The organism is Achromobacter xylosoxidans (assembly GCF_014490035.1).
GTDB lineage: Bacteria > Pseudomonadota > Gammaproteobacteria > Burkholderiales > Burkholderiaceae_B > Achromobacter > Achromobacter bronchisepticus_A.
Window position 1 is genome coordinate 3,885,416 of sequence record NZ_CP061008.1, and the last position, 22,513, is coordinate 3,907,928.

Here is a 22,513-nt window from a genome sequence, read left to right on the forward strand (position 1 = left end):
CGGGCGCCCGGCATCGCCAGCGCCGCCGGGACCGCATACAATCCCGGTTTTCGGCCAGGCGATGCCCTCCCCATGGAGCTAAACGATTATCTGCGCGTTTTCGGTACCAGCTTCTTTTTCGCGCTGGCTACCCTGTTGCCGTTCCTCAACCCGCCCGCGATCGCGCCGATCTTCCTGTCGCTGACCGAGGGCGCGTCGTCGTCCACCCGGATGGTGCTGGCCAAGCGCGTGGCCATCAATGTCTGCCTGATGCTGATCGTCGCCATGGTCGCGGGCAACGTGCTGCTCAGCTTCTTCGGCATTTCGCTGTCCATCGTGCGTGTCGGCGGCGGCATGCTCGTGATCGCCAGCGCCTGGCGGCTGGTGAATTCACCCGACGCCGACACCGAACGCGTGGCGCGCATGGCCGAGTCCTTCACTCCGGAAATGGCCAAGGCCCGCGCGTTCTATCCCCTGACCTTCCCCATCAGCTGCGGCCCCGGATCCATCGCCGCGGCCATCACCGTGGGGGTGTCGCTGCGCGACCAGAACCACGTGCTGAGCCTGCTGCGGCTGGGCGGATCGATTCCGGGCATCATCGTCGTGTCGGTCACGCTCTACATCTGCCTGCGCTTTGCGGCGCAGATGCTGCACCGCCTGGGCGACAATGGCACCGCCGTGTTCATGCGCCTGTCGGCCTTCATCATGCTGTGCCTGGGCGTGCAGATCTTCTGGGAAGGTTCGCGCGAACTACTGCTGGGCGTGTTGCAGCAAGTGATGCAACCAATTCCGATTCCCAAGGCCTAAGCCTGGCTCGGGGCCGAGTCCGCCCCCTTTTCCAACCCTTGCAAAGCAACAATGACCTCTCGCTCAGAACGCCTGCTCCGCCTGATCGCCCTCTTCTGCTTCGGCGCCGTCGGCCTCGCCCTGGTTTCCCAGCATGTCTTCGACATGCCTCCCTGCGCCTGGTGCGTCATGCAGCGCCTGATCTACCTGGTGATCGGCGTCATCGCGCTGGTGGGCGGATTCGGCGGCGGACGCGCGCTGACGCGCCTGTGCGGCGCACTCGCCGCGCTGCTGTCCCTGGGCGGCATCGCGGCCGCCTGGTATCAGTACAGCGTAGCGGCCAACATGCTGTCCTGCGACCAGACCTTCGCCGACCGCTTCATGACGGGCATCGGCCTGGAAAGCGCCGTGCCGTGGCTGTTCGGCATCTATGCCACCTGCATGGACGCCAAGGTGCCGGTGCTGGGCATCGAATACGCGCTTTGGAGCCTGGCGCTCTTCGTCATCATTTTCTTCATGGCGCTGCCGGTCGTATTCCGGCGCGGCGGGTCGCAGTAACCTCCTCTTCCCGATGCCGCCTGCAGTCTTGCGGGCGGCAGCCAAACGCCGGGCTGCCTGACCACGCCCGCCTCGATCATGTCCACCCTGAAATACCTGACCGGATACCCGGAATCCCTGCTCGCCCAGGCCCAAAAGCTGCTCGACCAAGACAAGCTGGGTCCGGCGCTGCTGGCGCGCTATCCCGCCGGCCCTCATGACGTGCGCACCGACCGGGCGCTCTATCAGTACGTGACGGACCTGAAGAACACTTATATGCGCAACGGCGACCAGATCAACAAGGTCGCCTTCGACAGCAAGATCCATGTGATCCAGCATGCGCTCGGCCAGCACACCTACATCTCGCGCGTGCAGGGCGGCAAGCTCAAGGCCAAGCATGAAATCCGGGTGGCGACGCTGTTCAAGACCGTGCCGGCAGAGTTCCTGAAGATGATCACGGTGCATGAGCTGGCGCACCTGAAGGAAAAGGACCACAACAAGGCCTTCTACAACCTGTGCCTGCGCATGGAACCGCAGTACCACCAGTACGAGTTCGACTTGCGGCTGTATCTGACGCACCTGGAGGCGACACGCGAAACCTTGTGGAAGGCGGCGGCCTGATATCCCTGGGCAAGCGCTCAGTACCGCGCAATAAAAAATGCCGTCCCGAAGGACGGCATTTTTCTTGCCACCAGACAGACGCGTCAGGCGTCGCTGGCGGCGTAGCCCATGTTGAACTGCAGGCCGCTGGCCCCGCCTTCCTCGCCCGGTTCGCCACGGGACTGGCCCAGGCGAGCCAAGTACTCGGGGGTGATGTCGCCCGTAACATACTGGCCGTCGAAGCAGGACGCCTCGAAGCGCGACAGCTTGGGATTGATATCCCGGACCGCCTGCTGCATGTCGTGCAGGTCCTGGTAGACCAGCGAGTCGGCGCCGATCGCGCGGGCGATTTCCTCGTCGTTGCGGCCGGTGGCGATGAGTTCGCTCTGCGTGGGCATGTCGATGCCGTAGACGTTCGGGAAGCGCACCGGGGGCGCCGCCGAGGCGAAGTAGACCTTGTTGGCGCCGGCGGCGCGGGCCATGTCCACGATCTCGCGGCTGGTCGTGCCGCGCACGATGGAGTCGTCCACCAGCAACACGTTCTTGCCCTTGAACTCCATGCCGATGGCATTGAGCTTCTGGCGCACGGACTTACGGCGCACGGCCTGGCCCGGCATGATGAAGGTGCGGCCAACGTAGCGGTTCTTGATCAGGCCTTCGCGATAGTCCAGGTTCAGCCGCGCGGCCAGCTGCATGGCGGCGGGACGCGAGGAATCCGGAATCGGCATGACCACGTCGATATCGCCCAGGCGCATGTTGCGCGCCACCTTGTCGGCCAGGTACTCGCCCATGCGCAGGCGGGCGTCGTATACCGACACGCCGTCGATCAGCGAATCCGGACGCGCGAAATACACGTATTCGAAAATGCAGGGCACGAGTTGCGGATTGTCGGCGCACTGGCGGCTGACGAAGCGGCCGTCCAGATCGATGAACACGGCTTCGCCGGGCTCGACGTCGCGCACGAAGGCAAAGCCGCTGCCTTCCAGCGCCACGGATTCCGACGCGACCATCCACTCCACGCCCTCTTCGGTTTCCTGACGGCCGATGCACAGCGGACGAATGCCGTTGGGATCGCGGAAGGCCAGCAGGCCGTAACCGGAGATCTGCGCCACCACGGCATAGGCGCCGCGCACGCGCTTGTGCAGGGCCGACACGGCGCGGAAGATCGCGTCGTCGTCCAGCGACACGCCGCTAGCCGCCGATTGCAGCTCGTGCGCCAGCACGTTCAGCAGGACTTCGGAATCGGAGTTGGTGTTGATGTGGCGGCGGTCGACGCGGTAGAGCGATTCGCGCAGCTCGCGCCAGTTGGTCAGGTTGCCGTTGTGGGACAACATGATGCCGAACGGCGCGTTGACGTAGAACGGCTGGGCTTCTTCCTCGCTGGCGCTGGAGCCCGCGGTGGGATAGCGGACCTGGCCGACGCCCGACGTACCCGGCAGCGCGCGCATGTTGCGCGTACGGAAGACGTCGCGCACCAGGCCGTGCGCCTTGTACATATTGAATTGGTTGCCTTGCGATGTCGCGATGCCCGCGGCGTCCTGCCCGCGATGCTGCAACAGCAGCAAGCTGTCATAGAGCAGCTGGTTGACCGGCCCGCGCCCGATGACCCCTACGATTCCACACATGGTGAGAGTTCCTGGTTGATTTAAAGCTAATCAATACGGCAGCCACGTCGCCAGGGACGGCGGCAGCCACGTCTTGATATGTTTGATGGCCTCGATGGCCGAATGCGAAAACATGGCGTCCTTCCACCACGGCTCCTGCGGCAGCGGCGTGTAGCCTGCGGCGGCGACCAGCGCCAGCACGATCAACAGGCCACGGGCCAGCCCGAACATCCCGCCCAGGCCGTGGTCGGCGGGACTCAGTCCGGTGCTGCGGATCAGGGCGGCAAGCGTCATGTTGACCAAGCCCACGCCGAGCAGCACGATGATGAACACTGCAGCGTACGAAACTCCCATGCGCAGCAGCGTCGTTTCAATATAGGGCTCCAGCCAGGCATAGACCGTGGGCCCCCACCATATCGCGGCCACGAAGGCCAGCAGATAGGCGACCAGCGACAGCACCTCTTTGAGCAGGCCGCGCACCAGGCCCAGCACACCCGAAACCACCAGGATGGCCAGCACGACGAAGTCGAAGCCGGTCACTATTGGGCGGCGATGAAACCATTGTCATAGCCCAGGGTGCGCAACCGCGCCTGGGCCGCCTGCGCCGCCTCGCGCGAGGGGAACGGCCCCACCCGCAGACGGTACTGCTGTTTGCCATTGATGGTGGCTTGTTCCACGAATGCGTTGGTGACGCCAGCCTGGTGCAGCTTGCTGCGCCGCGACTGGGCGTCCTCGGATGTGGTGTAGGCGGCGATCTGCAACACGAAATTGCCCTTGGCGGCCGGCTTGGGCGCGGGCGCCGAAGCCGCGGGCGCCGGACGCCCTTCCAGCAAGGCCAGTGCGCGCGCGCCGTCATCCGAACGGTTATCGGGCTTGGCCGGCGTCGCGGGCTTGGGTTCGGGCTTGGGCGGCGTGGCCGGCTTGGGCTCGGGCTTGGGCGGCGTGACGGCAGCGGTCGCGGGCGGCGTCGCGGGCTGAGCGGCCGGAGGCGTCGTCGTTGCCGGCGGCTGCACGGAGGTGACCGGAGGCGGCGTGGGAATGGCCGAAGGATCCGTCGGCGTGGCGCTGCCCGGCGCGGGCGTCTGCGGCGCGGCGACTTGCGGTTCGGTCACTTGCGGCTGGAACGGCGTATTGCGGTCCGGCACCCTGATGGGAATGTTGTCGTCCACAGGCGTGGGCTGCGAATCGAGCACCATGGGCAGGATGATGACGGCTGCCAGCACCAGCGCGACAGCGCCCGCCAGCCTGCGCCGCGCGCGGCCGCGCAGCTCCGCAGCCTGCACCTCGCTGGGCACAGCCGCCCGTTTGGAGGACTGCGCCTGGTCGGCAGGATCTTTGCGTTTGAAAAAACCCATGGAGGAGAATTCCTTGCGGCGATATGGCGGCGGGCCGCCTGGACGCGACTGACCCGCTGCTGCCTATGCCTTGCGACCCAGAGCCTGCAAAACCGAGGCTACGGTGAGAAACGAGCCGAACACCACGATTCTATCATTCTCCCCTGCCCGTTCGCGCGCTGCCGCAAAGGCCTGGGCGGGATCCGGGTAAGCGGAGATGCCTGGTTTTTCGCCATCCGCCGGCGCAGGCGGCAACGCGGCGGCGACCTGCTCCGCCAGCGCGTCTCCAGAGGTGCCGCGCGGACCCGGCAGGCCGGCGCAGTACCAGTTGTCGATGCGCGTGCCGAGCTTGGCGATGACGCCGGCCAGATCCTTGTCGTTGAGCATGCCGAACACCGCGTGGGTGTAGGGATGGAAGCCCATGTTGTCCAGGTTCTGCGCCAGCACCGCCGCGGCATGCGGATTGTGCGCCACATCCAGGATCACCGCGGGCTGGCCCGGCAGGATCTGGAAACGGCCAGGCAGGGACGCCTGCAGCAAGCCCAGGCGCACGGCCTGCTGCGGCACCGGCAGGCGGTCGCGCACCGATTCCAGCGCGGCCAGCGCGGCCGAGGCGTTCAGCAATTGGTTGGCGCCGCGCAGCGCCGGATAGGCCAGTGAATTGCGCCGCTGCTCGCGGCCGCCGTAGGCCCATTGCTGGCGGTCGCCGGAATAGTTGAAGTCGCGCCCGAACAGCCACAGGTCCGCGCCGATTTCCTGGACGTGGTCCAGCAACGATTGCGGCGGCATCGGATCGCTGCAGATGGCCGGCCGGCCGCTGCGGTAGATGTGCGCTTTCTCGAAGCCGATCTTCTCGCGTGTGTCGCCCAGCCAGTCGGTGTGGTCCAGGTCCACGCTGGTGACGATGGAGCAATCGGCATCGACGATATTGACCGCATCCAACCGTCCGCCCAAGCCGACCTCCAGCACCACGGCGTCCAGCTTCGACTGCGAGAACAGCCGCAGGATCGCCAGCGTGGTGAACTCGAAATAGGTCAGCGACACGTCGCCGCGCGCGGCTTCGACCGCCTGGAACTGGGCGATCAGGGCCTCGTCCGTGGCGATCTGGCCGTTGATGCGGGCGCGTTCGTTGAAATTGATCAGGTGCGGGGATGTATACAGCCCGACCTTGTAGCCGGCCGCAAGCAGGATTGCCTCCAGCATGGCACAGGTGGAACCCTTGCCGTTGGTGCCGCCGACCACGAACTTCACGCCAGAAAGCTCCAGCCCCAGGCGCCCCGCCACTTCGCGCACCCGGTCCAGGCCCATGTCGATGGCGGTGGCGTGGATCGATTCCAGGTACTGCAGCCAATCGGACAGGGTGGCGGAAACGTCGGGCGTGCGGGCAGAAGACATGACAAAGCCGGTAGTGAGGTCAGCCTTCGATTTTAGCAGTCCGCGCCCGGTGTTTTCCCTAATCCCCCAGGGAGCGGCAAGGTATCCGCAGCGAAAAACTGCTTGCCACTATTTTTCTCATACATAAAAATAATTTCACGTATGAAAACTTAAACGGATCAACCATGACGCAAGGCAAGACCCCCGCCTGGCTGGTGCGCGAGGCCGACGTGCCCGGCTACCACCCCGCCAATCACACCGGCACCCTGAACCGGCGCCTGATCGGCCCGGACACCGTCGGCTCCCGGGGCGTGGAAGTGCTGCTGGGCGTGATCGACAAGGGCAAGGGCGCCCTGCCGCACGCCCACCCCGGCATCGAGCAGGTCTGCTACCTGCTGTCCGGCACGGCGCGCGCCCAGGTGCAGGACGAATGGGCCGACATGGGACCCGGCGACTGCTGCTACTTCCCTCCGGACATTCCGCACGTCTTCACCGTCACCAGCGACGAGCCCGCCCGCCTGTTGGTGATCTACACGCCCCCTTATGAAGAATCCCCAGACCGCGTGATACGCGGCTTTCCGGCGCCATCCCCAGCCGCTTGACGCGGCGCAGCCCCGGGCAGCGGACGCAGAAACCGCGCCTGGACCCGAAGCACACAGGAGACAAACCCATGAGACCACTAAGCCTGCTGGGCGCCGCCCTCATCGGCGGCGCGGCGCTGTTCGCCGGCCCCGCCGCCCACGCCACCGACTACCCAGCCAAACCCATTACCCTGATCGTCCCCTTTCCCGCCGGGTCCGGCACCGACGCCGTGGGCCGCATCTTCGGCGCCGAATTGGGCAACATCCTCGGCCAGCAGGTCGTGGTGGAGAACAAGCCCGGGGCCAACGCCACCATCGCCGCCAACTACGTGGCGCGCGCCAAGCCCGACGGCTACACGCTTTTCGTCACCACCAATACCTCGCATTCGGCCGCGCCCTGGCTGATGAAGAACGTGCCCTACGATCCGGTCAAGGATTTCACCCCCATCGCGCGCGGCGGCAACCTGCCCTTCATCCTGGTAGTGAACCCGAAACGCCCCTGGAAAACCGTGGGCGAACTGGTCGCCGACGCGCGCCAGCGTCCCGGCCGCATCACCTACGCCAGCGGCAACAGCACGGGCATCGTCGCCGGCGCCACGCTGGCGAACCGCGCCAAGATCGACATCCTGCACGTACCTTATAAAGGCACGCCGCAAGGGTTGACCGACGTGGTCGGCGGGCAGGTCGATTTCATGTTCACCGACCTGGCTTCCGGCCTGCCCTTCGTGCAATCGGGCCAGTTGCGCGCCCTGGCGGTATCGACCGCCGAACGCAGCGCCATCGTCCCGGACCTGCCGTCCATGGCCGAATCCGGCGTGCAGGATTTCGACCTGAACTCCTGGAACGGCTACTTCGGCCCGGCGGGCATGCCCCCGGAGATCGTGGCCAAGCTGAATGCCGCGATCAACCAGGTGGTCGCCAAGCCTGATGTGAAAAAGCGCTTGGCCGGCCTGGGATTCGACGCCTTCTCCAGCACGCCCGAGGCCTTTTCCCAGTTCGTCGGCGCCCAGCTGGACCTGTGGGGCAAGCTGATCCGCGACGCGGGAATCGAACAGCAATGAACGAGCGGCCGCAATCCGAACCCCCTGGCGGCCCGCTGGCGGGCGTGCGCATCCTGGACCTGAGCACCGTCGTGATGGGTCCCTATGCCACCCAGGTTCTCGCCGACCTGGGCGCCGACGTCATCAAGGTCGAGCCGCCGGCGGGCGACAACATGCGGGCCGTCGGCCCCATGCGCAACCCCGGCATGGGCCATATCTATCTGCACCTGAACCGCAACAAGCGATCGGTCGTGCTGGACCTGAAGACGCCGGAGGGACTGGAGGCCTGCCTGAAGCTGGCCGAAAGCTGCGACGCCCTGCTCTACAACATCCGTCCGCAGGCGATGGCCCGGCTGGGCCTGTCCTACGAGACGGTCGCGGCGCGCAATCCGCGCATCGTCTACCTGGGCGCCTACGGCTATGGCGAGGCCGGCCCGTACGCCGGGCGTCCCGCCTACGACGACCTGATCCAGGGCCAGACCGGCATCGCCGCCCTCTCTGCCCAGCACAGTGGAGACGTGCCGCGCTACGCGCCGCTGACCCTGGCCGACCGCGCGGTCGGGTTGCACGTCGGCATTGCGCTGGTGTCAGCGGTGCTGCACGCGCGCGGCACGGGGCTAGGCCAGCAGGTGGAAATCCCCATGTTCGAGGGCATGGCCCACCTCGTGCTGGGAGACCATCTCGGCGGCGCCACCTTCGATCCCCCGCTCGGCCCCACTGGTTACGCACGCCTGCTGGCGCCGCATCGCCGCCCCTACGCCACGGCCGATGGCTACATCAGCCTGCTGATCTATAACGACAAGCACTGGCGCAACTTCTTCGACCTGATCGACCGGCCCGAATTGTCGCGGGACCCGCGCTTCAGCACTCACGGCGCACGCGCCGCCCATATCGGCGAGGTCTACGCCTTCGTCGCCGACGTCATCGCCACCCGGGACAGCCAGGACTGGCTGGAAGGCCTGGCGCAGGCGGACATTCCCGCCTCGCCGCTCTATTCCGTGGACGACCTGCTGCAGGACGAGCATCTGGCCGCGACCGGCTTCATCCGGACCATGGACCACCCCAGCGAGGGCCCGATACGCACGACCGCGCCGCTGGGCAGATACGAATGCACCCCCACCTCGATACGCCGCCCCGCTCCCAGGCTGGGCCAGCACAGCCGCGAGGTGCTGGCCGAAGCCGGCTATGACCCCGCCCGGATCGACGCCATGGCGGCCCGCGGCATCACCCTGAATGGAAACGACTGATGGACTTTGAATTCACCCCCGACCAGTTGGCGCTGCGGGACGCCGTGTCCCGCATCTGCGAACGCTATCCGGACGAATATTGGCTGGAACGCGACCGCGAAGGCGGCTTTCCGGAACCCCTGCATGCCGATCTGGCGCGCGACGGCTGGCTGGGCATCGCCATGCCGCAGGAATATGGCGGCGCAGGCTTGGGCATGACCGAAGCGGCGTTGATGATGCAGACCATCGCGGCCTCCGGCGCAGGCTTCACCGGCGCCTCGGCGGTCCATATGAATATCTTCGGCCTGAACCCGGTGGTGGTCTTCGGCAGCGACGAGCAGCGCCAGCGCTGGCTCGGGCCCCTGATCGCCGGCCGCGAAAAGGCCTGCTTCGCCGTCACCGAGCCCGACGCCGGGCTAGACACCACCAAGCTCAGCACCCGCGCCGTGCGCCAGGGCGACGAGTACGTGGTGCATGGCCGCAAGATCTGGATCTCGACCGCCCAGGTCGCCCACAAGATGCTGCTGCTGGCCCGCACCACACCGCTGTCAGACGTCGACAAGCCCACCCAGGGCTTGTCGCTGTTCTATACGGATCTGGACCGCAGCAAGATAGAAGTGCGTGAAATCGAGAAGATGGGCCGCAAGGCGGTGGACTCGAACATGCTGTTCATCGATGGCCTGCGCATCCCCGTGGCCGACCGCATCGGCGAGGAAGGCCGCGGCTTCGAATACATCCTGCACGGCTTGAACCCCGAACGCATCCTGATCGCGGCCGAAGCGGTGGGCATCGGTCGCGCCGCATTGGACCGAGCGGTGAAATACGCCGGCGAACGTACCGTGTTCGGACGCCCCATCGGGCAGAACCAGGGCGTCCAGCACCCCCTGGCGCAAGCCTGGATGCAGCTCGAAGCCGCCGACCTGATGGTATTCAAGGCCGCCAGCCTGTATGACGCCGGCAAGCCCTGCGGCCCCTACGCCAACTCGGCCAAGTACCTGGCGGCCGAGGCCGGCTACAACGCCTGCCAGACCGCGGTCATGACCCTGGGCGGCATGGGCTACGCCAAGGAGTACCACGTGGAGCGCCTGCTGCGCGAAAGCTTCATTCCCCGCATCGCGCCGGTCAGCCCGCAGCTGATCATGTGCTTCATTGCGGAAAAAGTGCTGGGGCTGCCCAAGTCCTACTGAGTAGCGGCGCTCGATAGGCGCCCAGGCCTGCCCGTCAGGCCTGCTGCTCCAGCGCGGTGCAAGCCGAGCGCAGGATACGCGCGTAGGCCTCCTGCTGCGGCTCGATCCGGTAGATCGGCCCGCCCACCGAAATTGCATAGTGTTCGCCGGACAGCGTAACGGGCCAGGCGATCGCACCCACGTCCGCAATGGATTCGCCGCTGTTCATGAACCAGCCGCGCTGACGCGACAGCTCCAGATCCGCCAGCAGCGCCTCGCGCGTGACCAGGGTGCGCTCGTTGTGGCGGGTCATGGTCATGTCCGCGAGCATGGCGTCGCGGGTCGGCGCGTCCAACAGCGACAGCAGCGCCTTACCCAGCGAATTCGCGTGTACGTCCTTGAATTCACCCGCAACCGGCGCGTATCTGATCGTATGCGGGGAGTCCAGCACATCCAGGTAGACCACCCGCCCGTCCTGGCTCAGCTTGGCGAAAACAATCGTTTCGCGCGTAGCGTCCCTTAATTCCGTGAGGCTGGGATAGACCCGGTCCAGCACCGGGTCGGCGCGGGCGATGCGCTGTGCCATGGCCAGCAACCTGCCGGTCGGGTAGTAGCCCTGGCGTCGGCCGGTTTCATACAGATAGCCCAGCCCCGTCAGGGTACGGATCAGGGCCAGGCAGCTGGACACCGGCACATCCAGCAGCCGGGCCAGTTCCGATAGCGGCAGCGCGCGCTTTTCGCGGGCATAGGTTTCGATGATTTCGATGACTCGCAGCGCCGTCTTGACACTCATTACCCGATCCGAACTATTTAGCACGTGAAACATCTGGACCGCCGGTGGCTAAAGTTCCCTACGGGCCTGCCGTTATCGTAGCTGAGAATTCCCTGAAAACAGCGCGTTCCTCCGAGACGCCCACATCGCCGTTGGAGTGATCATGGCCGTAACCCCCCTAGCCCCCGCATCGTTTGCACCAGCGCCGGTCGCGACCCCGCCGGTTGCTCCAGACCCCGCCGTGAGCGTCGCGCCCGCGGCCGCCGCAACGAACAGCGGGGCTTCGGACAGCGCGACATCGGATCAATCCGATTCGCAGAAGCTCCCCCTGGACAAGGCCCTGGATGAAATCAATGATCAGATGAAGGCCTGGTCCACCCAGCTCCAGTTCGAAATCGACCCCAACGTGCACCAGGTAGTGGTTTCGGTGATCGACGCGGAATCGGGTGACGTCATACGCACGATCCCCAGCGAAACACTGCTGAAAATCGCCAAAATGATCGTGAACATGCAAGGAAATGGCATTAAAACGACGGCTTGATTCGACCCTGATTTCCTGCGCCGTCCGCCGCCATCGAGCGGGCCAACCATGGAAGCGTCGAATTAGGCCCGCCTAATGCCCTTACCCGGCCAATCGCTGACACCGTATTTTTGACAAAATCGCATCGCTAGGAAGGAATTTCACATGGCCTCTATCACCAACCTCGGCTCGGTTTCCGGCTTGCCTCTGGAAGAAACCCTGAAGAAATTGCAGGACGCCGAGGACAAAAAGCTCTCGATCTACGACACGCGCACGGCAAGCTACAAGACCCGCATCGACGCATATTCGAAGCTGCAGAGCGCGTTGGAAGCGGTCCAGAAGGCCGCCGGGGTCCTGGGTAAGGCCGAAACCTTGGCGGCGATCAAGGGCAGCGTCACCGGCGGAACCGCGTTGACGGCCACCGTGGCCGCCGAGGGTGTCGTCGCGGGCCAGTACACCATCGCGGTCAACAAGCTGGCCAAGTCCCAGACCCTCCAATCCAGCAGCGTCAGTGACCGCACCGCCAAGAACGGCGATGCAGGTTCCTTCGAAATCGAGCTGAGCAACGGTACCAAACAGACCATAGACCTCAAGGGCGACACCTCGCTCAACGGTATCGTCAAGGCCATCAACGCCGATGACAAGGCAGGCGTGCGCGCCACGGTCATCAACGACGGTAACGGCAACAACTACCTGATGCTGACCGCCAAGGACACCGGCGTCCAGGCTTCCGTCAAGTCCATCACCGTCACGGGCGACCAGTCGCTCAAGGACATCCTGAGCTTCAGCACCGATGCCGGCGGCGTAACCACCGGCATGGCAAACACGAAGGCGCAGGACGCGGAGGTCGTGATCAACGGCATCACCGTGAAGAGCGGCTCGAACAACATCGACAAGGCAATCGACGGCGTGACGCTGAACCTGTCCGAGGAAACCCCGGCGGACAAACCCATCACGCTCAAGCTGGAAGCGGACCCGACCGTGGCGACCAAGGCCGTGAAGGACTTCGTCACCGTCTACAACACGCTGCAGTCCACCATCAAGGACCTGACCGCATTCGACGCCAAGGCGGCGACCAATCAGCCCCTGACGGGCGATGGCACGACCCGCTCGATCCAATGGGCCCTGAGCAATGCACTGCAGGGCGTCCTGGGTGGAAACGTCGTGAAATCCCTGGCGGATCTGGGCATCACGACCGACCCGATGAACCGTCAGCTGAAGCTGGACCAGACCAAGCTCGACAAGGCGCTCAAGGAAAACTCTGCCGACGTCACCAAACTGTTGACGGGCGAAAACGGCCTGGCCAAGCAGATGGAAGCCGCCTTCAAGGACGTGCTCGGCGCCAATGGCTCGCTGAAAACCCGTCAAGACGGACTGACCAAGACCATCGACGACCTCGCGGCCCAGAAAGCTCGCGCCAAAGCCAGCAGCGATGCCGAAATGGACCAGCTGCGCACGCGCTTTGTTCAGCTGGATAAGTTCGTCTCGCAGCTGGGCGTCACCGGCAACTACCTGACTCAGCAATTTGCGGCGATGAACAAATCGTCCAAGTAAACCTAGAAGATGCATTAAATGACTTATGCCGCCCGCCGCCCCCTAGGGTCCCAATCTGTCCGCTCCTACGCCGATATCGGCCTGGAAACCCAGATTCTGGGCGCAAGCCCCGAGCGGCTGATCACCCTGCTCTACATGGGCGCGCGCGCGGCCATCGGACAGGCGCGCCTACACCTGCAGGAAGGGCGGATCGCCGAACGCGGCGCGGCAATCTCGAAAGCGATCAAGATCGTTGACGAAGGCCTGAAGATGGGCCTGAACATGGAGGCGGGCGGCGATATCGCTGCCAATCTTTCGCTGCTTTACGACTACATCGTCCGCACTCTTTTGATGGCCAATCTCAAGGCTGACGTCGAACAGTTGGACATAGCCGACCGTCTGCTGGCGGATCTGGCCGAAGCTTGGCAGACCTCCATAGATCGGCCTGCCGGCGGGATGCAGCCCTGATGGCCCGGAATACAAATTTAGCCAGCCATCGACCGCCCGAGATTTCCATGACGTCCCTGACCCAGTACACCCACCCCATCCTGGAGCACTACCAGGAGATCGCCCATATCACGAACGACATGCTGTCAGCTGCGCAAGCGGGTGACTGGGATGCCGCGATGGTTCTTGGGCAGCAATACTGCGAACAAGTCGAGCGCCTGCGGCTGACCGACAGCAGCATGCCTCTGGACGAAGCCGGGCGCGCCATGAAGTACGACCTGCTGGTCCGGATACTGGAAAACGACGCGCTCACCCGCGACCTGGCGCTGCCGCAACTGGCCCGCCTGGGCGACCTGCTGGGACGCATGAAGCGCCAGCAAACCCTGCTGTCCGCCTACGGCTACCAGGCGCCTGAAGAATGAGCGTAGGTCCTGCCGCACTCGGCAACGTCCTGGTGCAGCGGCTGGACGCCGTGCTGGGCACGACGATGTCCGCCGCCAGCGCCAACCAGGTCTCCGGCGCCCGCCCCGACGCAGTCAGCCAGCCTGGCAGCCTGGAAAAACCCGGCGCTTCGGACGGATCGACACGCGATCCGCGGCAAGGCATACAGCCCGGCGGCGCCCGCGGCGACCGCCCCAATACTGTCGTCGACCCCAAAATCGCCGCGGCGCTGGCGCTGGCCGCGCGTGGCCTGGTCACCAGCAGCGACACCACCGCCTCGGCCCCAACCACGCTGGGCACGACGGCGCGCACGATTCTTGCCTTGCTCGCCCAATTTCCGGAGGCCGCGCCAGCGGTACAGGGCCGCGCGCCCTTGTGGACCACCGATGCGCAGCCGGGACAATCCGCCGCCAGCGCCAACCCCACGCCCGCACCGCAAGCAGGCCAACAAACAGCGCAAACCGCTACGCAAACCCTCCAGCCGATGCCTGGCCAGGCATCGGCACAGGCTCCCTCCCAGCAAGCCTCCGCGCTCGCCGCCTCAGCCGCGGCAACCCTTGACGGCGACACGCCGGCGACCGGCGCCAAACAGGATCGGCCCGCCGGACCCGGCGTAAATCCCGGCGCAGCCAAAGGACCCGACGCCGCAGCGCATGCCGCCCTGGCGGCTGGCGGACCTTCCGCGCGCGCGCTGGGACAGGCTCTGCGCCAGGCGCTGCAAGGCAGCGGCCTGTTTTACGAGTCCCATCTGACCGACATGGTCTTCGGCCGCGCCAACCCTGAGCAATTGCGCAACGAACCGCAGGCCGTGCTCGGCAAGAATCCGCCAGCGCAAGATACCGCGCCCTCGCGGCCGCGGGCGGGCAACGCCCCCAGCGGCCGCGCAGGCGCCGACCCCGCGCCGGGCGGCGCAGCCTCCTCTACCTCATCGGCCCCCGGCACGCCCATCACCGGCATACACCAGGACCTGACCGTACTCGTCCGCCAGCAACTGGACGTGCTGGCCAACCAGGCGCTGACCTGGCAAGGCGAAGCCTGGCCCGGCGCGCCCATGGAATGGGAAGTCGAGCGCGACCCCTACGGCGGCGACCCCGAGTCGGCAGTTTCCACCTGGGCCACGCGCCTGAAGCTGGACCTGCCCCGCCTGGGCCTGGTCGATGCCCGACTGAACCTGGCCGGCGATCAGATCGTCCTGCAACTCGTCGCGCCGCACAGCGCGGCCGAGATCAATGACTCCTCGGACGCGCTGCGTTCGCGCCTGCTGGCAGCCGGCCTGACCTTGAGCAATCTGTCGGTGAGCGTGGTCGAACCGCGCCTCGACATTCCCGCCGATATCTGATGAGCCGCCTCACCCCCCATCCGGAATCGGACCCGAACGCCGGCCGCAACGCGGCGGTCGCCATTTCCTACGAAGAAAAGGACGGCGCTCCGCGCGTCGTCGCCAAGGGCTACGGCCAGCTCGCGGACACCATCGTCCGCGCCGCGCAGGAAAACGGCCTCTACGTCCACGAGTCGCGCGAACTGGTCGGCCTGCTGATGCAGGTGGACCTGGACGCACATATTCCTCCCCAACTCTATGTAGCGGTGGCAGAATTGCTGGCCTGGCTCTACCGCCTGGAATCGCGCGAGTTCCCCGAACCCGCCCCACCCGCCTGACCCTATTACCTGAGGAAGACCAAAGTGTTGGATGCCAGCGACCCGGAGTTCCTGCTGACCCGGCCTGACGAGATGCGTTCGGCCCTGTTCGAACTCACCCACCCCGACAGCCACATCCTGGTACGCGACGCCGCGGACCGGGAGATGGCCGTGCTGATCCTCGGCGTGGACAAGCAGGCCGGCGAATTCTTCTGGAGGCCGCGCGATTACGCCGGCGCGGACTTCGAGCAGTCCGACTCCATGGGCTTGCTGAGCGGCACCACCTTCCACTTCCATGCCACCGCCTATGGCGGCGTGCAGATCCGCTTTCGCGTGCAGCGGCCCCAGATCATTCATTTCGACGACGGCAGCGCCGCGCTGGTATCGCCGTTCCCGGAACGCCTGGCCCGCATCCAGCGCCGCAAGATGTTCCGCGCGTCCCTGATCGCGGCCGCCAACGTATGCCGCGCCAGTTGGCAAGCCACGCCCAACGACAAGCCCTACGCGTTCACGATACGCGACATCTCGGTCGACGGCGTAGGCCTGCGCGCAGGACTCGCGGTCTCCGCCCTGCCGGAACGCGGCACCGTGCTGGAAAATGTGCAACTGGATTTTGGCGACCAGGGCAAGCTCAACGCCAGCCTGGAAGTGCGCAATGTATACCCGGTTTCCGGCCAGCCCATGGTCTCATCCGCCGATCCGGACGAACCGGCGGCAAGGCATGTTTCGCTGACTGGCGAACCGCCCGTCAGCCACCTGGGAGCCGTCTTCCTGAATCTGGATGCGCGCCAGGAAAACTGGCTGCAGCAGGTAGTCTGGCGCCTGGAAAGAGGCGCCCAGCGCAATTGATACCTGGTTTGGCGGGGCCATGCGCTGCAAGCGCCCCGCCCCTGATGCCTGCTGCGCTTGCGGCGTACACGCAAGCGCTGTTCCCGCGACGGGACTCAGACCGCCATCGAGGAAATTTCCTTGTAGGCCGCAACCAGCTTGTTGCGCACCTGCACCGCCGTCTGGAAGCCGATGCTGGCCTTCTGCATGTCGATCATGACGTCGTTGAGGGAAATATCGGGCGCTCCCAGCTCGAACGCCTTGGCCTGGGCCGTGGCGGCATTCTGGGCGGAAGTGACGCGACGGATGGAGCGTTGCAGCTCCGCGGCAAAGCCGTCCGGCTGACCGACCATTTCACCCGCGCTGAGATTACCGGTCTCCGCCTTGCTCACTACCGCGCGCATCTGCTGAAGCATGCTTTCGATGCCGGACAAGCCTGATACAGCCATTACCTGATTCCTTGCTGGTTGGGATTACACCAATTGTGCGCACAGCGTAACGCCAACTCAGCCGGTTCATAGCCGACAAGAACCGCCAAAAAACCCGACATTTCCACGAATGCAGCCGCTTGCCGTCAGGGCGGCCGCGGCTTTGTCCGCCTTGTCGGGGACATAGGAGATAAGTAACGCCAAAAACCGGCCGTTTTCAACGATTGGGATGGACGTCTCAGGGGCAATAATCCACGCTCTCCCCAGACCAGAAGCACGTTGCATGTGTAATCTGCCCTACCCAGACATGAAGTCCCAATTCCAGCTCCGCGTGGCCAGCGGGGGCCGCCAATGAACCAGCAGGCCACCCTGAGTTCGTCGCTGCTGACGAAGTTCCCCGTGCTGGAGAAGGTGCGCGCGCTGCCCAAGCCTGTCCTGCTGGGCGCGGCGGCGGCTCTCGTCGCGGTCATCGTCGCCGTGGCGATGTGGAGCAGCGAGCCCAAGTACAAGGTGCTCTTCTCGAACCTGGACGACCGCGATGGCGGCGCCATCGTGGCGGCGCTCGGCACGATGAACGTGCCCTACCGCTACAACGAAACCGGCACCGCCGTGCTGGTTCCGGCCGACCGCGTGTACGACGCCCGTCTGCAACTGGCGTCCCAGGGGCTGCCGCGCGGCGGCTCCGTCGGTTTCGAACTGATGGACAACGCCCGCTTCGGCGCCAGCCAGTTCACGGAACAGATCAACTACCAGCGCGGCCTGGAAGGCGAGCTGGCGCGTTCGATCGAAGCCATGCACACCGTGCAGCACGCCCGCGTGCACCTGGCCATGCCGCGCCAGTCGCTGTTCGTGCGCGAACGCCAGGCGCCCACCGCCTCGGTGCTGCTGAACATGCATCCGGGGCGCAGCCTGAGCGACGCCCAGGTCTCCGCGATTTCCTGGCTGGTGGCCTCGAGCGTCCCCGAACTCACCGCCGAAAACGTATCCATCGTGGACCAGAACGGCCGCCTGCTGTCGGCGCCGATGGGCGAAGGCCGCGGCATGGACGCCGACCAGATGCGTTTCGTGCGCGAAATGGAACAGCGCACGGTCGAACGCATCCTCACCATCCTCAATCCGCTGGTCGGCCCGGGCAATGTGCACGCCCAGGCCAGCGCCGACGTCGACTTCGCCCGCCGCGAAGAAACCTCCGAGGTCTACCGCCCGAACCAGGAGCCCGGCCAGGCCGCCGTGCGCAGCCAGCAAACCAGCGACTCGACCCAGCGCGGCATCAATCCCGCGCAAGGCGTGCCTGGCGCGCTGTCGAACCAGGCGCCGGCCAATCCGCAGGCTCCCATCGCCAACCCGCCGCAACCCCAGCCGCCCCGCCCCGGCCAGCCGCAGCAACCGGCCAATGCCCAGCAGCAGACCGGCACGCAGGCGGTCACCGGCAACCTCAATGAACGCCGCGACGCCACCACCAACTACGAAGTAGACCGCACGATCAGCCACATCAAGCAGCCGGTTGGCAACCTCAAGCGCCTGTCGGTCGCCGTGGTCGTCAACTACATGCGCGACAAGGACGGCGAACTGCAGCCCCTTCCGCCTGAAGAACTGAACAAGCTGACCAACCTCGTGCGCGAAGCCATGGGCTACTCCGAGACCCGCGGCGATTCGCTCAACCTGGTCAACAGCCAATTCAACGACGGCCCGCCGCCGGTGCCGATGTGGCGCGATCCGGAAATGATCTCGCTGTTCAAGACGATCCTGGCCTGGCTGGTCGGTGGCGTGCTGGCGCTGTGGCTGTATCGCCTGCTGCGCCGCACGGTGGGCGACTACCTCTACCCGCCGGTCGATCCGGAGCAGGCTGAAGCCGAGCGCATCGAAGCCGCACGCGAGGCCCAGGACGCGGCCCGCGCCAAGGAAGTGGACCGCTACCAAGACAACCTGGAACGCGCCCGCACGATGGCCACCAAGGATCCGCGCGCCGTCGCGATGGTTCTGCGCACCTGGATGAACAAAGATGAAAAATGATTCCACTCCGCTGGACGGCATGACGCGCAGCGCCGTGCTGATGATGTCGCTGGGCGAAGATGCGGCGGCCGAGGTCTTCAAGTACCTCGGCGCCCGTGAAGTCCAGCAGGTCGGCGCCGCCATGGCCAGCCTCAAACAGGTCACGCGCAGCGACGTTGCGGTGGTGCTGGAAGAGTTCCGCCAGGAGGCCGACCAGTTCATGGCTGTAACGCTGGGTTCGGACGACTACATCCGCACCGTGCTGACCAAGGCCCTGGGCAGCGACCGCGCGGCCGGCCTGATCGAAGACATCCTCGAAGCCGGCGAAGGCGGCAGCGGCATCGATGCGCTGAACTGGCTCGATCCGAACACCGTCGCAGAACTGATCGGCGACGAACACCCGCAGATCATCGCGACCATCCTGGTGCATCTGGAGCGCGACCGCGCCGCCGGCGTGCTGGCGCTCCTGACGGACCGTCTGCGCAACGACGTGATGCTGCGCATCGCCACTTTCGGCGGCGTGCAGCCAGCCGCGCTGTCCGAGCTCACGGAAGTCCTGAATTCGGTCCTGGCCGGCCAGGGCGCAAAGCGCAGCAAGATGGGCGGCGTGCGCACCGCGGCCGAGATCCTCAACATGATGAACTCGACCCAGGAAGAAACCGTGGTCGCCAGCCTGCGCGAGCGCGACAACGACCTGGCGCAGAAGATCATCGACGAGATGTTCGTCTTCGACAACCTGCTCGACGTCGAGGATCGCGCCATCCAGCTCATCCTCAAGGAAATCGACAACGACACGCTCATGGTTGCGCTCAAGGGCGCCCCGGAAGAGCTGCGCGCCAAGTTCCTGCGCAACATGTCCAGCCGCGCCGCCGAAATGCTGCGCGAAGACCTGGACGCGCAAGGTCCGATCCGCATGTCCAAGGTCGAGACCGAGCAGAAGAAGATCCTGCAGATCGCGCGCCGCCTGGCCGAGAGCGGCCAGATCGTCCTGGGCAACCAGGGAGACGACACCTATGTCTGAGGTCGACAGCGGCGCCACGGCGCTCATCTCGCGCAGCGCCGCCTGGCGGCGTTGGCAGATGCTGTCGTTCGACGAGCCCGCGGTCGTCGAAGCCGAGCCGGAACCCGAACCCGACCCCGGGCCGGATCCCGAAGTGGTGATGGCCCAGCTGCGCGCCCAGGCGCTTGCCGAAGGCCGCGAGGAAGGCCACGCGCTGGGCCACGCCGCCGGCCTCGAAGTTGGCCAACAGGCTGGCTATGAGGCCGGGCTCGCCGCCGGCCGCGAACAAGGCTACGCAGAAGGCCTCGTCCAGGCCCGCGAACAGGGCGCCGCGGAAGCGCAGCGCCTGCATGCGCTGGTAGAAGCTTGCGCCGCGTCCCTAGGCTCGCTCGAAGAAAAAATGGGCCAAGGCCTGCTGACCCTGGCTCTCGACATCGCCCAGCAGGTCGTGCGCACCACGCTCGCCGACCAGCCGGAAACCGTCGTCAACGCGGTGCGCGAAGTGCTGCACATCAATCCCACCGCCGGCGGCCAGATGCGCCTGTGGGCCAACCCCGACGACATCGAACTGATCCGCCTGCATCTGGCGGACGAGCTCAAGGAAGGCCACTGGCGCGTCCTGGCCGATGAGTCCATCTCGCGCGGCGGCTGTCGCGCCGAAACGCCCTTCGGCGACATCGACGCCACCTTGCAGACGCGCTGGCGCCGGGTCGCGGCCTCGCTGGGCCGCAACGTCTCCTGGGAGGAGCCGGTGTGAGCGCCAATCCGGCTCCCGCCCTGCCCGGCCAGCCGGCCGCGCCCGCTACCGCGGTGCCGGTCATCGACCGCTGGCAGACTCAGCTACAGATCGGCTCGATCCGCGCGGCCTCGACCGACCCGTGGCTCGTCAGCGGCAAGATCACGCGCGCCACCGGCCTGGTGCTGCACGCCACCGGCCTGCGTCTGCCCGTCGGGGCGGCCGCCCGCATCGAAATCGCCCGCGGCCACGACCACTGGGCGGATGCAGAAGTCGTAGGCTTCGACGGCCACACCCTCTATCTGATGCCGCAGGCGGATATTTCCGGCTTGCCGCCCGGCGCGCGCGTCGTGCCCGGCGAGCCTCCCGTGCAACGCCAGATCCCGCTGCCGCGCAAGGCCGAACTGAACGGCAACGCCAAGCCGCAGCTGGGCCGCCACCTGCCGGTCGGCAACGCCCTGCTGGGCCGGGTGCTGGACGGCGCCGGCCGGCCGCTGGACGGACTGGGTCCGCTCAATGGCGCCGAACTCGCCCCCCTGTCCGCCCAGCCGATCAACCCGCTGTCGCGCGCACCCATCGATACGGTGCTCGACACCGGCGTGCGCGCCATCAACGGCCTGCTCACCGTGGGCCGGGGGCAGCGCATGGGCCTGTTCGCCGGTTCCGGCGTCGGCAAGAGCGTGTTGCTCGGCATGATGGCCCGCTACACCAAGGCCGACGTGATCGTCGTCGGGCTGATCGGCGAACGCGGCCGCGAAGTCAAGGAATTCATCGAGCACAACCTCGGCCCCGAAGGCCTGGCGCGCTCGGTCGTGGTGGCTGCGCCGGCCGACGTGTCGGCGCTGTTGCGCCTGCAAGGCGCCGCCTACGCCACGCGCCTGGCCGAACACTTCCGCGATCAGGGCCTGGACGTGCTCCTGATCATGGATTCGCTGACCCGCTACGCCATGGCGCAGCGCGAAATCGCGCTGGCCATCGGCGAGCCGCCTGCCACCAAGGGCTATCCGCCCTCCGTCTTCGCCAAGCTGCCGACGCTGGTCGAACGCGCGGGCATGGGCGCGCCCGGACCGTCCGGCAAAGCAGGCTCGATCACTGCGTTCTACACCGTGCTGGCCGAAGGCGACGACCAACAGGATCCGATCGCGGATTCGGCCCGCGCCATCCTGGACGGCCACGTCGTGCTGTCACGCCACCTGGCCGAAGCCGGCCACTACCCGGCCATCGACATCGAAGCGTCGATCTCGCGCGCCATGACCTCGCTGATCACGCCCGAGCAGTTCGCCGTGGTGCGACGCTTCAAGCAAAGCCTGTCGCGCTACCAGCGCAACCGCGATCTGATCGCGGTGGGCGCCTACGCCGCCGGCAATGACCCGCAGCTGGACGACGCCATCGCCCGCTATCCGCGCCTGGAAGCCTTCCTGCAGCAAGACATAGGCGAAAACGTCGGCTATGAAGCCGCCGTCAACCAACTGCAGGCCAGTTTCGAATTGAGGAACGCTTATGCCTAGCCAATTGCCTTTGGACATGCTGATCAACCTGGCCAAAGAGAGCACGGACGAAGCCGCCCGCCTGCTCGGCAGGCTCAGCGCCGAACGCACCAACGCCGAACGCCAGCTATCCATGCTGCACGACTACCGCCAGGACTACCTGGAACGGCTGCAACAGGCGATGACCAGCGGAATGTCGGCCAGCGACTGCCATAACTACCAGCGCTTCATCAGCACGCTGGACGACGCCATCAGCCAGCAACAAAGCGTGTTGCGCCAGGCGGACGACAACCTCGCCAAGGGCCGGCTTTACTGGCAACAGGAAAAACGCAAGCTCAACTCCTACGACGCCCTGGCGCAGCGCGAACTGCGCGCCCAGGCCGTCGTGGAATCCCGCCGCGAACAGCGCGCCAACGATGAATACTCCGCCCGCCTGGTCCAACGCCAGACCGGCATGCATTAAGCAA

At 66.0% G+C, this 22,513-nt stretch carries 25 protein-coding genes; 19 read left to right on the top strand and 6 right to left on the bottom strand.

Features of this window, described 5'->3' with window-relative positions; genetic code table 11:
* Nucleotides 1-72: 72 nt before the first annotated feature.
* The 3 genes from IAG39_RS18060 to IAG39_RS18070 all read left to right on the top strand — a co-directional run bounded on the left by IAG39_RS18060 (nt 73) and on the right by IAG39_RS18070 (nt 1,923).
* Nucleotides 73-786, top strand: a complete 714-nt coding sequence (locus tag IAG39_RS18060) for a MarC family protein (RefSeq protein ID WP_059380355.1) — start codon at nt 73-75, stop codon at nt 784-786.
* A 51-nt stretch (nt 787-837) separates the two neighbouring features.
* Complete coding sequence (locus tag IAG39_RS18065) at nt 838-1,323, top strand: disulfide bond formation protein B (RefSeq protein WP_059380356.1); 486 nt, start codon at nt 838-840, stop codon at nt 1,321-1,323.
* Nucleotides 1,324-1,401: 78 nt separating this feature from the next.
* Nucleotides 1,402-1,923 (top strand): M48 family metallopeptidase, encoded by a 522-nt coding sequence (locus IAG39_RS18070; RefSeq protein ID WP_118933664.1) that lies wholly within the window; start codon nt 1,402-1,404, stop codon nt 1,921-1,923.
* 83 nt (nt 1,924-2,006) lie between these two features.
* Here the strand turns inward: IAG39_RS18070 and purF are convergent, their stop codons facing one another.
* The 4 genes from purF to folC all read right to left on the bottom strand — a co-directional run bounded on the left by purF (nt 2,007) and on the right by folC (nt 6,235).
* On the bottom strand, nt 2,007-3,527 hold the full coding sequence (gene purF / locus IAG39_RS18075) for an amidophosphoribosyltransferase (protein WP_118933663.1): 1,521 nt from the start codon (nt 3,525-3,527) through the stop codon (nt 2,007-2,009).
* Nucleotides 3,528-3,557: 30 nt separating this feature from the next.
* Entirely contained in the window at nt 3,558-4,046 is a 489-nt protein-coding gene (locus IAG39_RS18080) for a CvpA family protein (RefSeq protein ID WP_054456710.1), read from the bottom strand.
* Nucleotides 4,046-4,861 (bottom strand): SPOR domain-containing protein, encoded by an 816-nt coding sequence (locus tag IAG39_RS18085; RefSeq protein WP_118933662.1) that lies wholly within the window; start codon nt 4,859-4,861, stop codon nt 4,046-4,048. Before IAG39_RS18085 ends, IAG39_RS18080 begins: the two co-directional genes overlap by 1 nt.
* A 63-nt stretch (nt 4,862-4,924) precedes the next feature.
* On the bottom strand, nt 4,925-6,235 hold the full coding sequence (gene folC, locus IAG39_RS18090; protein ID WP_118933661.1) for a bifunctional tetrahydrofolate synthase/dihydrofolate synthase: 1,311 nt from the start codon (nt 6,233-6,235) through the stop codon (nt 4,925-4,927).
* Nucleotides 6,236-6,399: 164 nt separating this feature from the next.
* On the opposite strand from folC, the gene IAG39_RS18095 reads away from it, so the two are divergent.
* The 4 genes from IAG39_RS18095 to IAG39_RS18110 all read left to right on the top strand — a co-directional run bounded on the left by IAG39_RS18095 (nt 6,400) and on the right by IAG39_RS18110 (nt 10,248).
* Nucleotides 6,400-6,816 carry a cupin domain-containing protein gene (locus IAG39_RS18095; protein WP_118933660.1) on the top strand — a complete coding sequence of 139 codons (417 nt, stop codon included), beginning with the start codon at nt 6,400-6,402 and terminating at the stop codon, nt 6,814-6,816.
* 68 nt (nt 6,817-6,884) lie between these two features.
* On the top strand, nt 6,885-7,856 hold the full coding sequence (locus IAG39_RS18100) for a Bug family tripartite tricarboxylate transporter substrate binding protein (RefSeq protein WP_059380362.1): 972 nt from the start codon (nt 6,885-6,887) through the stop codon (nt 7,854-7,856).
* Nucleotides 7,853-9,082 carry a CaiB/BaiF CoA transferase family protein gene (locus tag IAG39_RS18105; protein WP_118933659.1) on the top strand — a complete coding sequence of 410 codons (1,230 nt, stop codon included), beginning with the start codon at nt 7,853-7,855 and terminating at the stop codon, nt 9,080-9,082. Before IAG39_RS18100 ends, IAG39_RS18105 begins: the two co-directional genes overlap by 4 nt.
* Entirely contained in the window at nt 9,082-10,248 is a 1,167-nt protein-coding gene (locus tag IAG39_RS18110; protein WP_118933658.1) for an acyl-CoA dehydrogenase family protein, read from the top strand. Before IAG39_RS18105 ends, IAG39_RS18110 begins: the two co-directional genes overlap by 1 nt.
* A gap of 34 nt (nt 10,249-10,282) precedes the next feature.
* Here IAG39_RS18110 and IAG39_RS18115 read toward each other — a convergent pair whose 3' ends face one another.
* On the bottom strand, nt 10,283-11,020 hold the full coding sequence (locus IAG39_RS18115; protein ID WP_118933657.1) for an IclR family transcriptional regulator: 738 nt from the start codon (nt 11,018-11,020) through the stop codon (nt 10,283-10,285).
* A 142-nt stretch (nt 11,021-11,162) separates the two neighbouring features.
* Here IAG39_RS18115 and IAG39_RS18120 point away from each other — a divergent pair, with 142 nt between their 5' ends.
* The 7 genes from IAG39_RS18120 to IAG39_RS18150 all read left to right on the top strand — a co-directional run bounded on the left by IAG39_RS18120 (nt 11,163) and on the right by IAG39_RS18150 (nt 16,424).
* Nucleotides 11,163-11,540 carry a flagellar protein FlaG gene (locus tag IAG39_RS18120; protein WP_118933656.1) on the top strand — a complete coding sequence of 126 codons (378 nt, stop codon included), beginning with the start codon at nt 11,163-11,165 and terminating at the stop codon, nt 11,538-11,540.
* A 144-nt stretch (nt 11,541-11,684) separates the two neighbouring features.
* Nucleotides 11,685-13,073 (top strand): flagellar filament capping protein FliD, encoded by a 1,389-nt coding sequence (gene fliD, locus IAG39_RS18125; protein WP_118933655.1) that lies wholly within the window; start codon nt 11,685-11,687, stop codon nt 13,071-13,073.
* A gap of 18 nt (nt 13,074-13,091) precedes the next feature.
* Nucleotides 13,092-13,520 carry a flagellar export chaperone FliS gene (gene fliS / locus IAG39_RS18130; RefSeq protein ID WP_118933654.1) on the top strand — a complete coding sequence of 143 codons (429 nt, stop codon included), beginning with the start codon at nt 13,092-13,094 and terminating at the stop codon, nt 13,518-13,520.
* A 47-nt stretch (nt 13,521-13,567) separates the two neighbouring features.
* Nucleotides 13,568-13,921, top strand: coding sequence for a flagellar protein FliT (locus tag IAG39_RS18135; RefSeq protein ID WP_118933653.1), 354 nt, complete (start codon nt 13,568-13,570; stop codon nt 13,919-13,921).
* The gene (locus IAG39_RS18140) at nt 13,918-15,279 is read left to right on the top strand and encodes a flagellar hook-length control protein FliK (protein WP_118933652.1); all 1,362 of its coding nucleotides are present in this window, start codon (nt 13,918-13,920) and stop codon (nt 15,277-15,279) included. Before IAG39_RS18135 ends, IAG39_RS18140 begins: the two co-directional genes overlap by 4 nt.
* The gene (locus IAG39_RS18145) at nt 15,279-15,596 is read left to right on the top strand and encodes an EscU/YscU/HrcU family type III secretion system export apparatus switch protein (protein ID WP_118933651.1); all 318 of its coding nucleotides are present in this window, start codon (nt 15,279-15,281) and stop codon (nt 15,594-15,596) included. The genes IAG39_RS18140 and IAG39_RS18145 overlap by 1 nt, the downstream gene beginning before the upstream one ends.
* A gap of 24 nt (nt 15,597-15,620) precedes the next feature.
* Nucleotides 15,621-16,424 carry a flagellar brake protein gene (locus IAG39_RS18150; RefSeq protein WP_118933650.1) on the top strand — a complete coding sequence of 268 codons (804 nt, stop codon included), beginning with the start codon at nt 15,621-15,623 and terminating at the stop codon, nt 16,422-16,424.
* Nucleotides 16,425-16,519: 95 nt separating this feature from the next.
* On the opposite strand, the gene fliE is transcribed toward IAG39_RS18150, so the two are convergent.
* A complete protein-coding gene (gene fliE / locus IAG39_RS18155) occupies nt 16,520-16,852 on the bottom strand; it encodes a flagellar hook-basal body complex protein FliE (protein ID WP_054456696.1) in 333 nt (110 codons plus the stop codon).
* Between the two features lie 330 nt (nt 16,853-17,182).
* Here fliE and fliF point away from each other — a divergent pair, with 330 nt between their 5' ends.
* From fliF to fliJ, 5 genes are read left to right on the top strand one after another with little or no spacing between them, the layout of a single operon-like run.
* Nucleotides 17,183-18,844 (top strand): flagellar basal-body MS-ring/collar protein FliF, encoded by a 1,662-nt coding sequence (gene fliF, locus IAG39_RS18160; RefSeq protein ID WP_118933649.1) that lies wholly within the window; start codon nt 17,183-17,185, stop codon nt 18,842-18,844.
* Nucleotides 18,834-19,844, top strand: coding sequence for a flagellar motor switch protein FliG (gene fliG / locus IAG39_RS18165; protein WP_054456694.1), 1,011 nt, complete (start codon nt 18,834-18,836; stop codon nt 19,842-19,844). The genes fliF and fliG overlap by 11 nt, the downstream gene beginning before the upstream one ends.
* A complete protein-coding gene (gene fliH / locus IAG39_RS18170; protein ID WP_118933648.1) occupies nt 19,837-20,580 on the top strand; it encodes a flagellar assembly protein FliH in 744 nt (247 codons plus the stop codon). The genes fliG and fliH overlap by 8 nt, the downstream gene beginning before the upstream one ends.
* Nucleotides 20,577-22,067, top strand: coding sequence for a flagellar protein export ATPase FliI (gene fliI / locus IAG39_RS18175; RefSeq protein WP_059380375.1), 1,491 nt, complete (start codon nt 20,577-20,579; stop codon nt 22,065-22,067). The genes fliH and fliI overlap by 4 nt, the downstream gene beginning before the upstream one ends.
* Complete coding sequence (fliJ, locus tag IAG39_RS18180) at nt 22,060-22,509, top strand: flagellar export protein FliJ (RefSeq protein WP_118933647.1); 450 nt, start codon at nt 22,060-22,062, stop codon at nt 22,507-22,509. The genes fliI and fliJ overlap by 8 nt, the downstream gene beginning before the upstream one ends.
* Nucleotides 22,510-22,513: the final 4 nt, after the last annotated feature.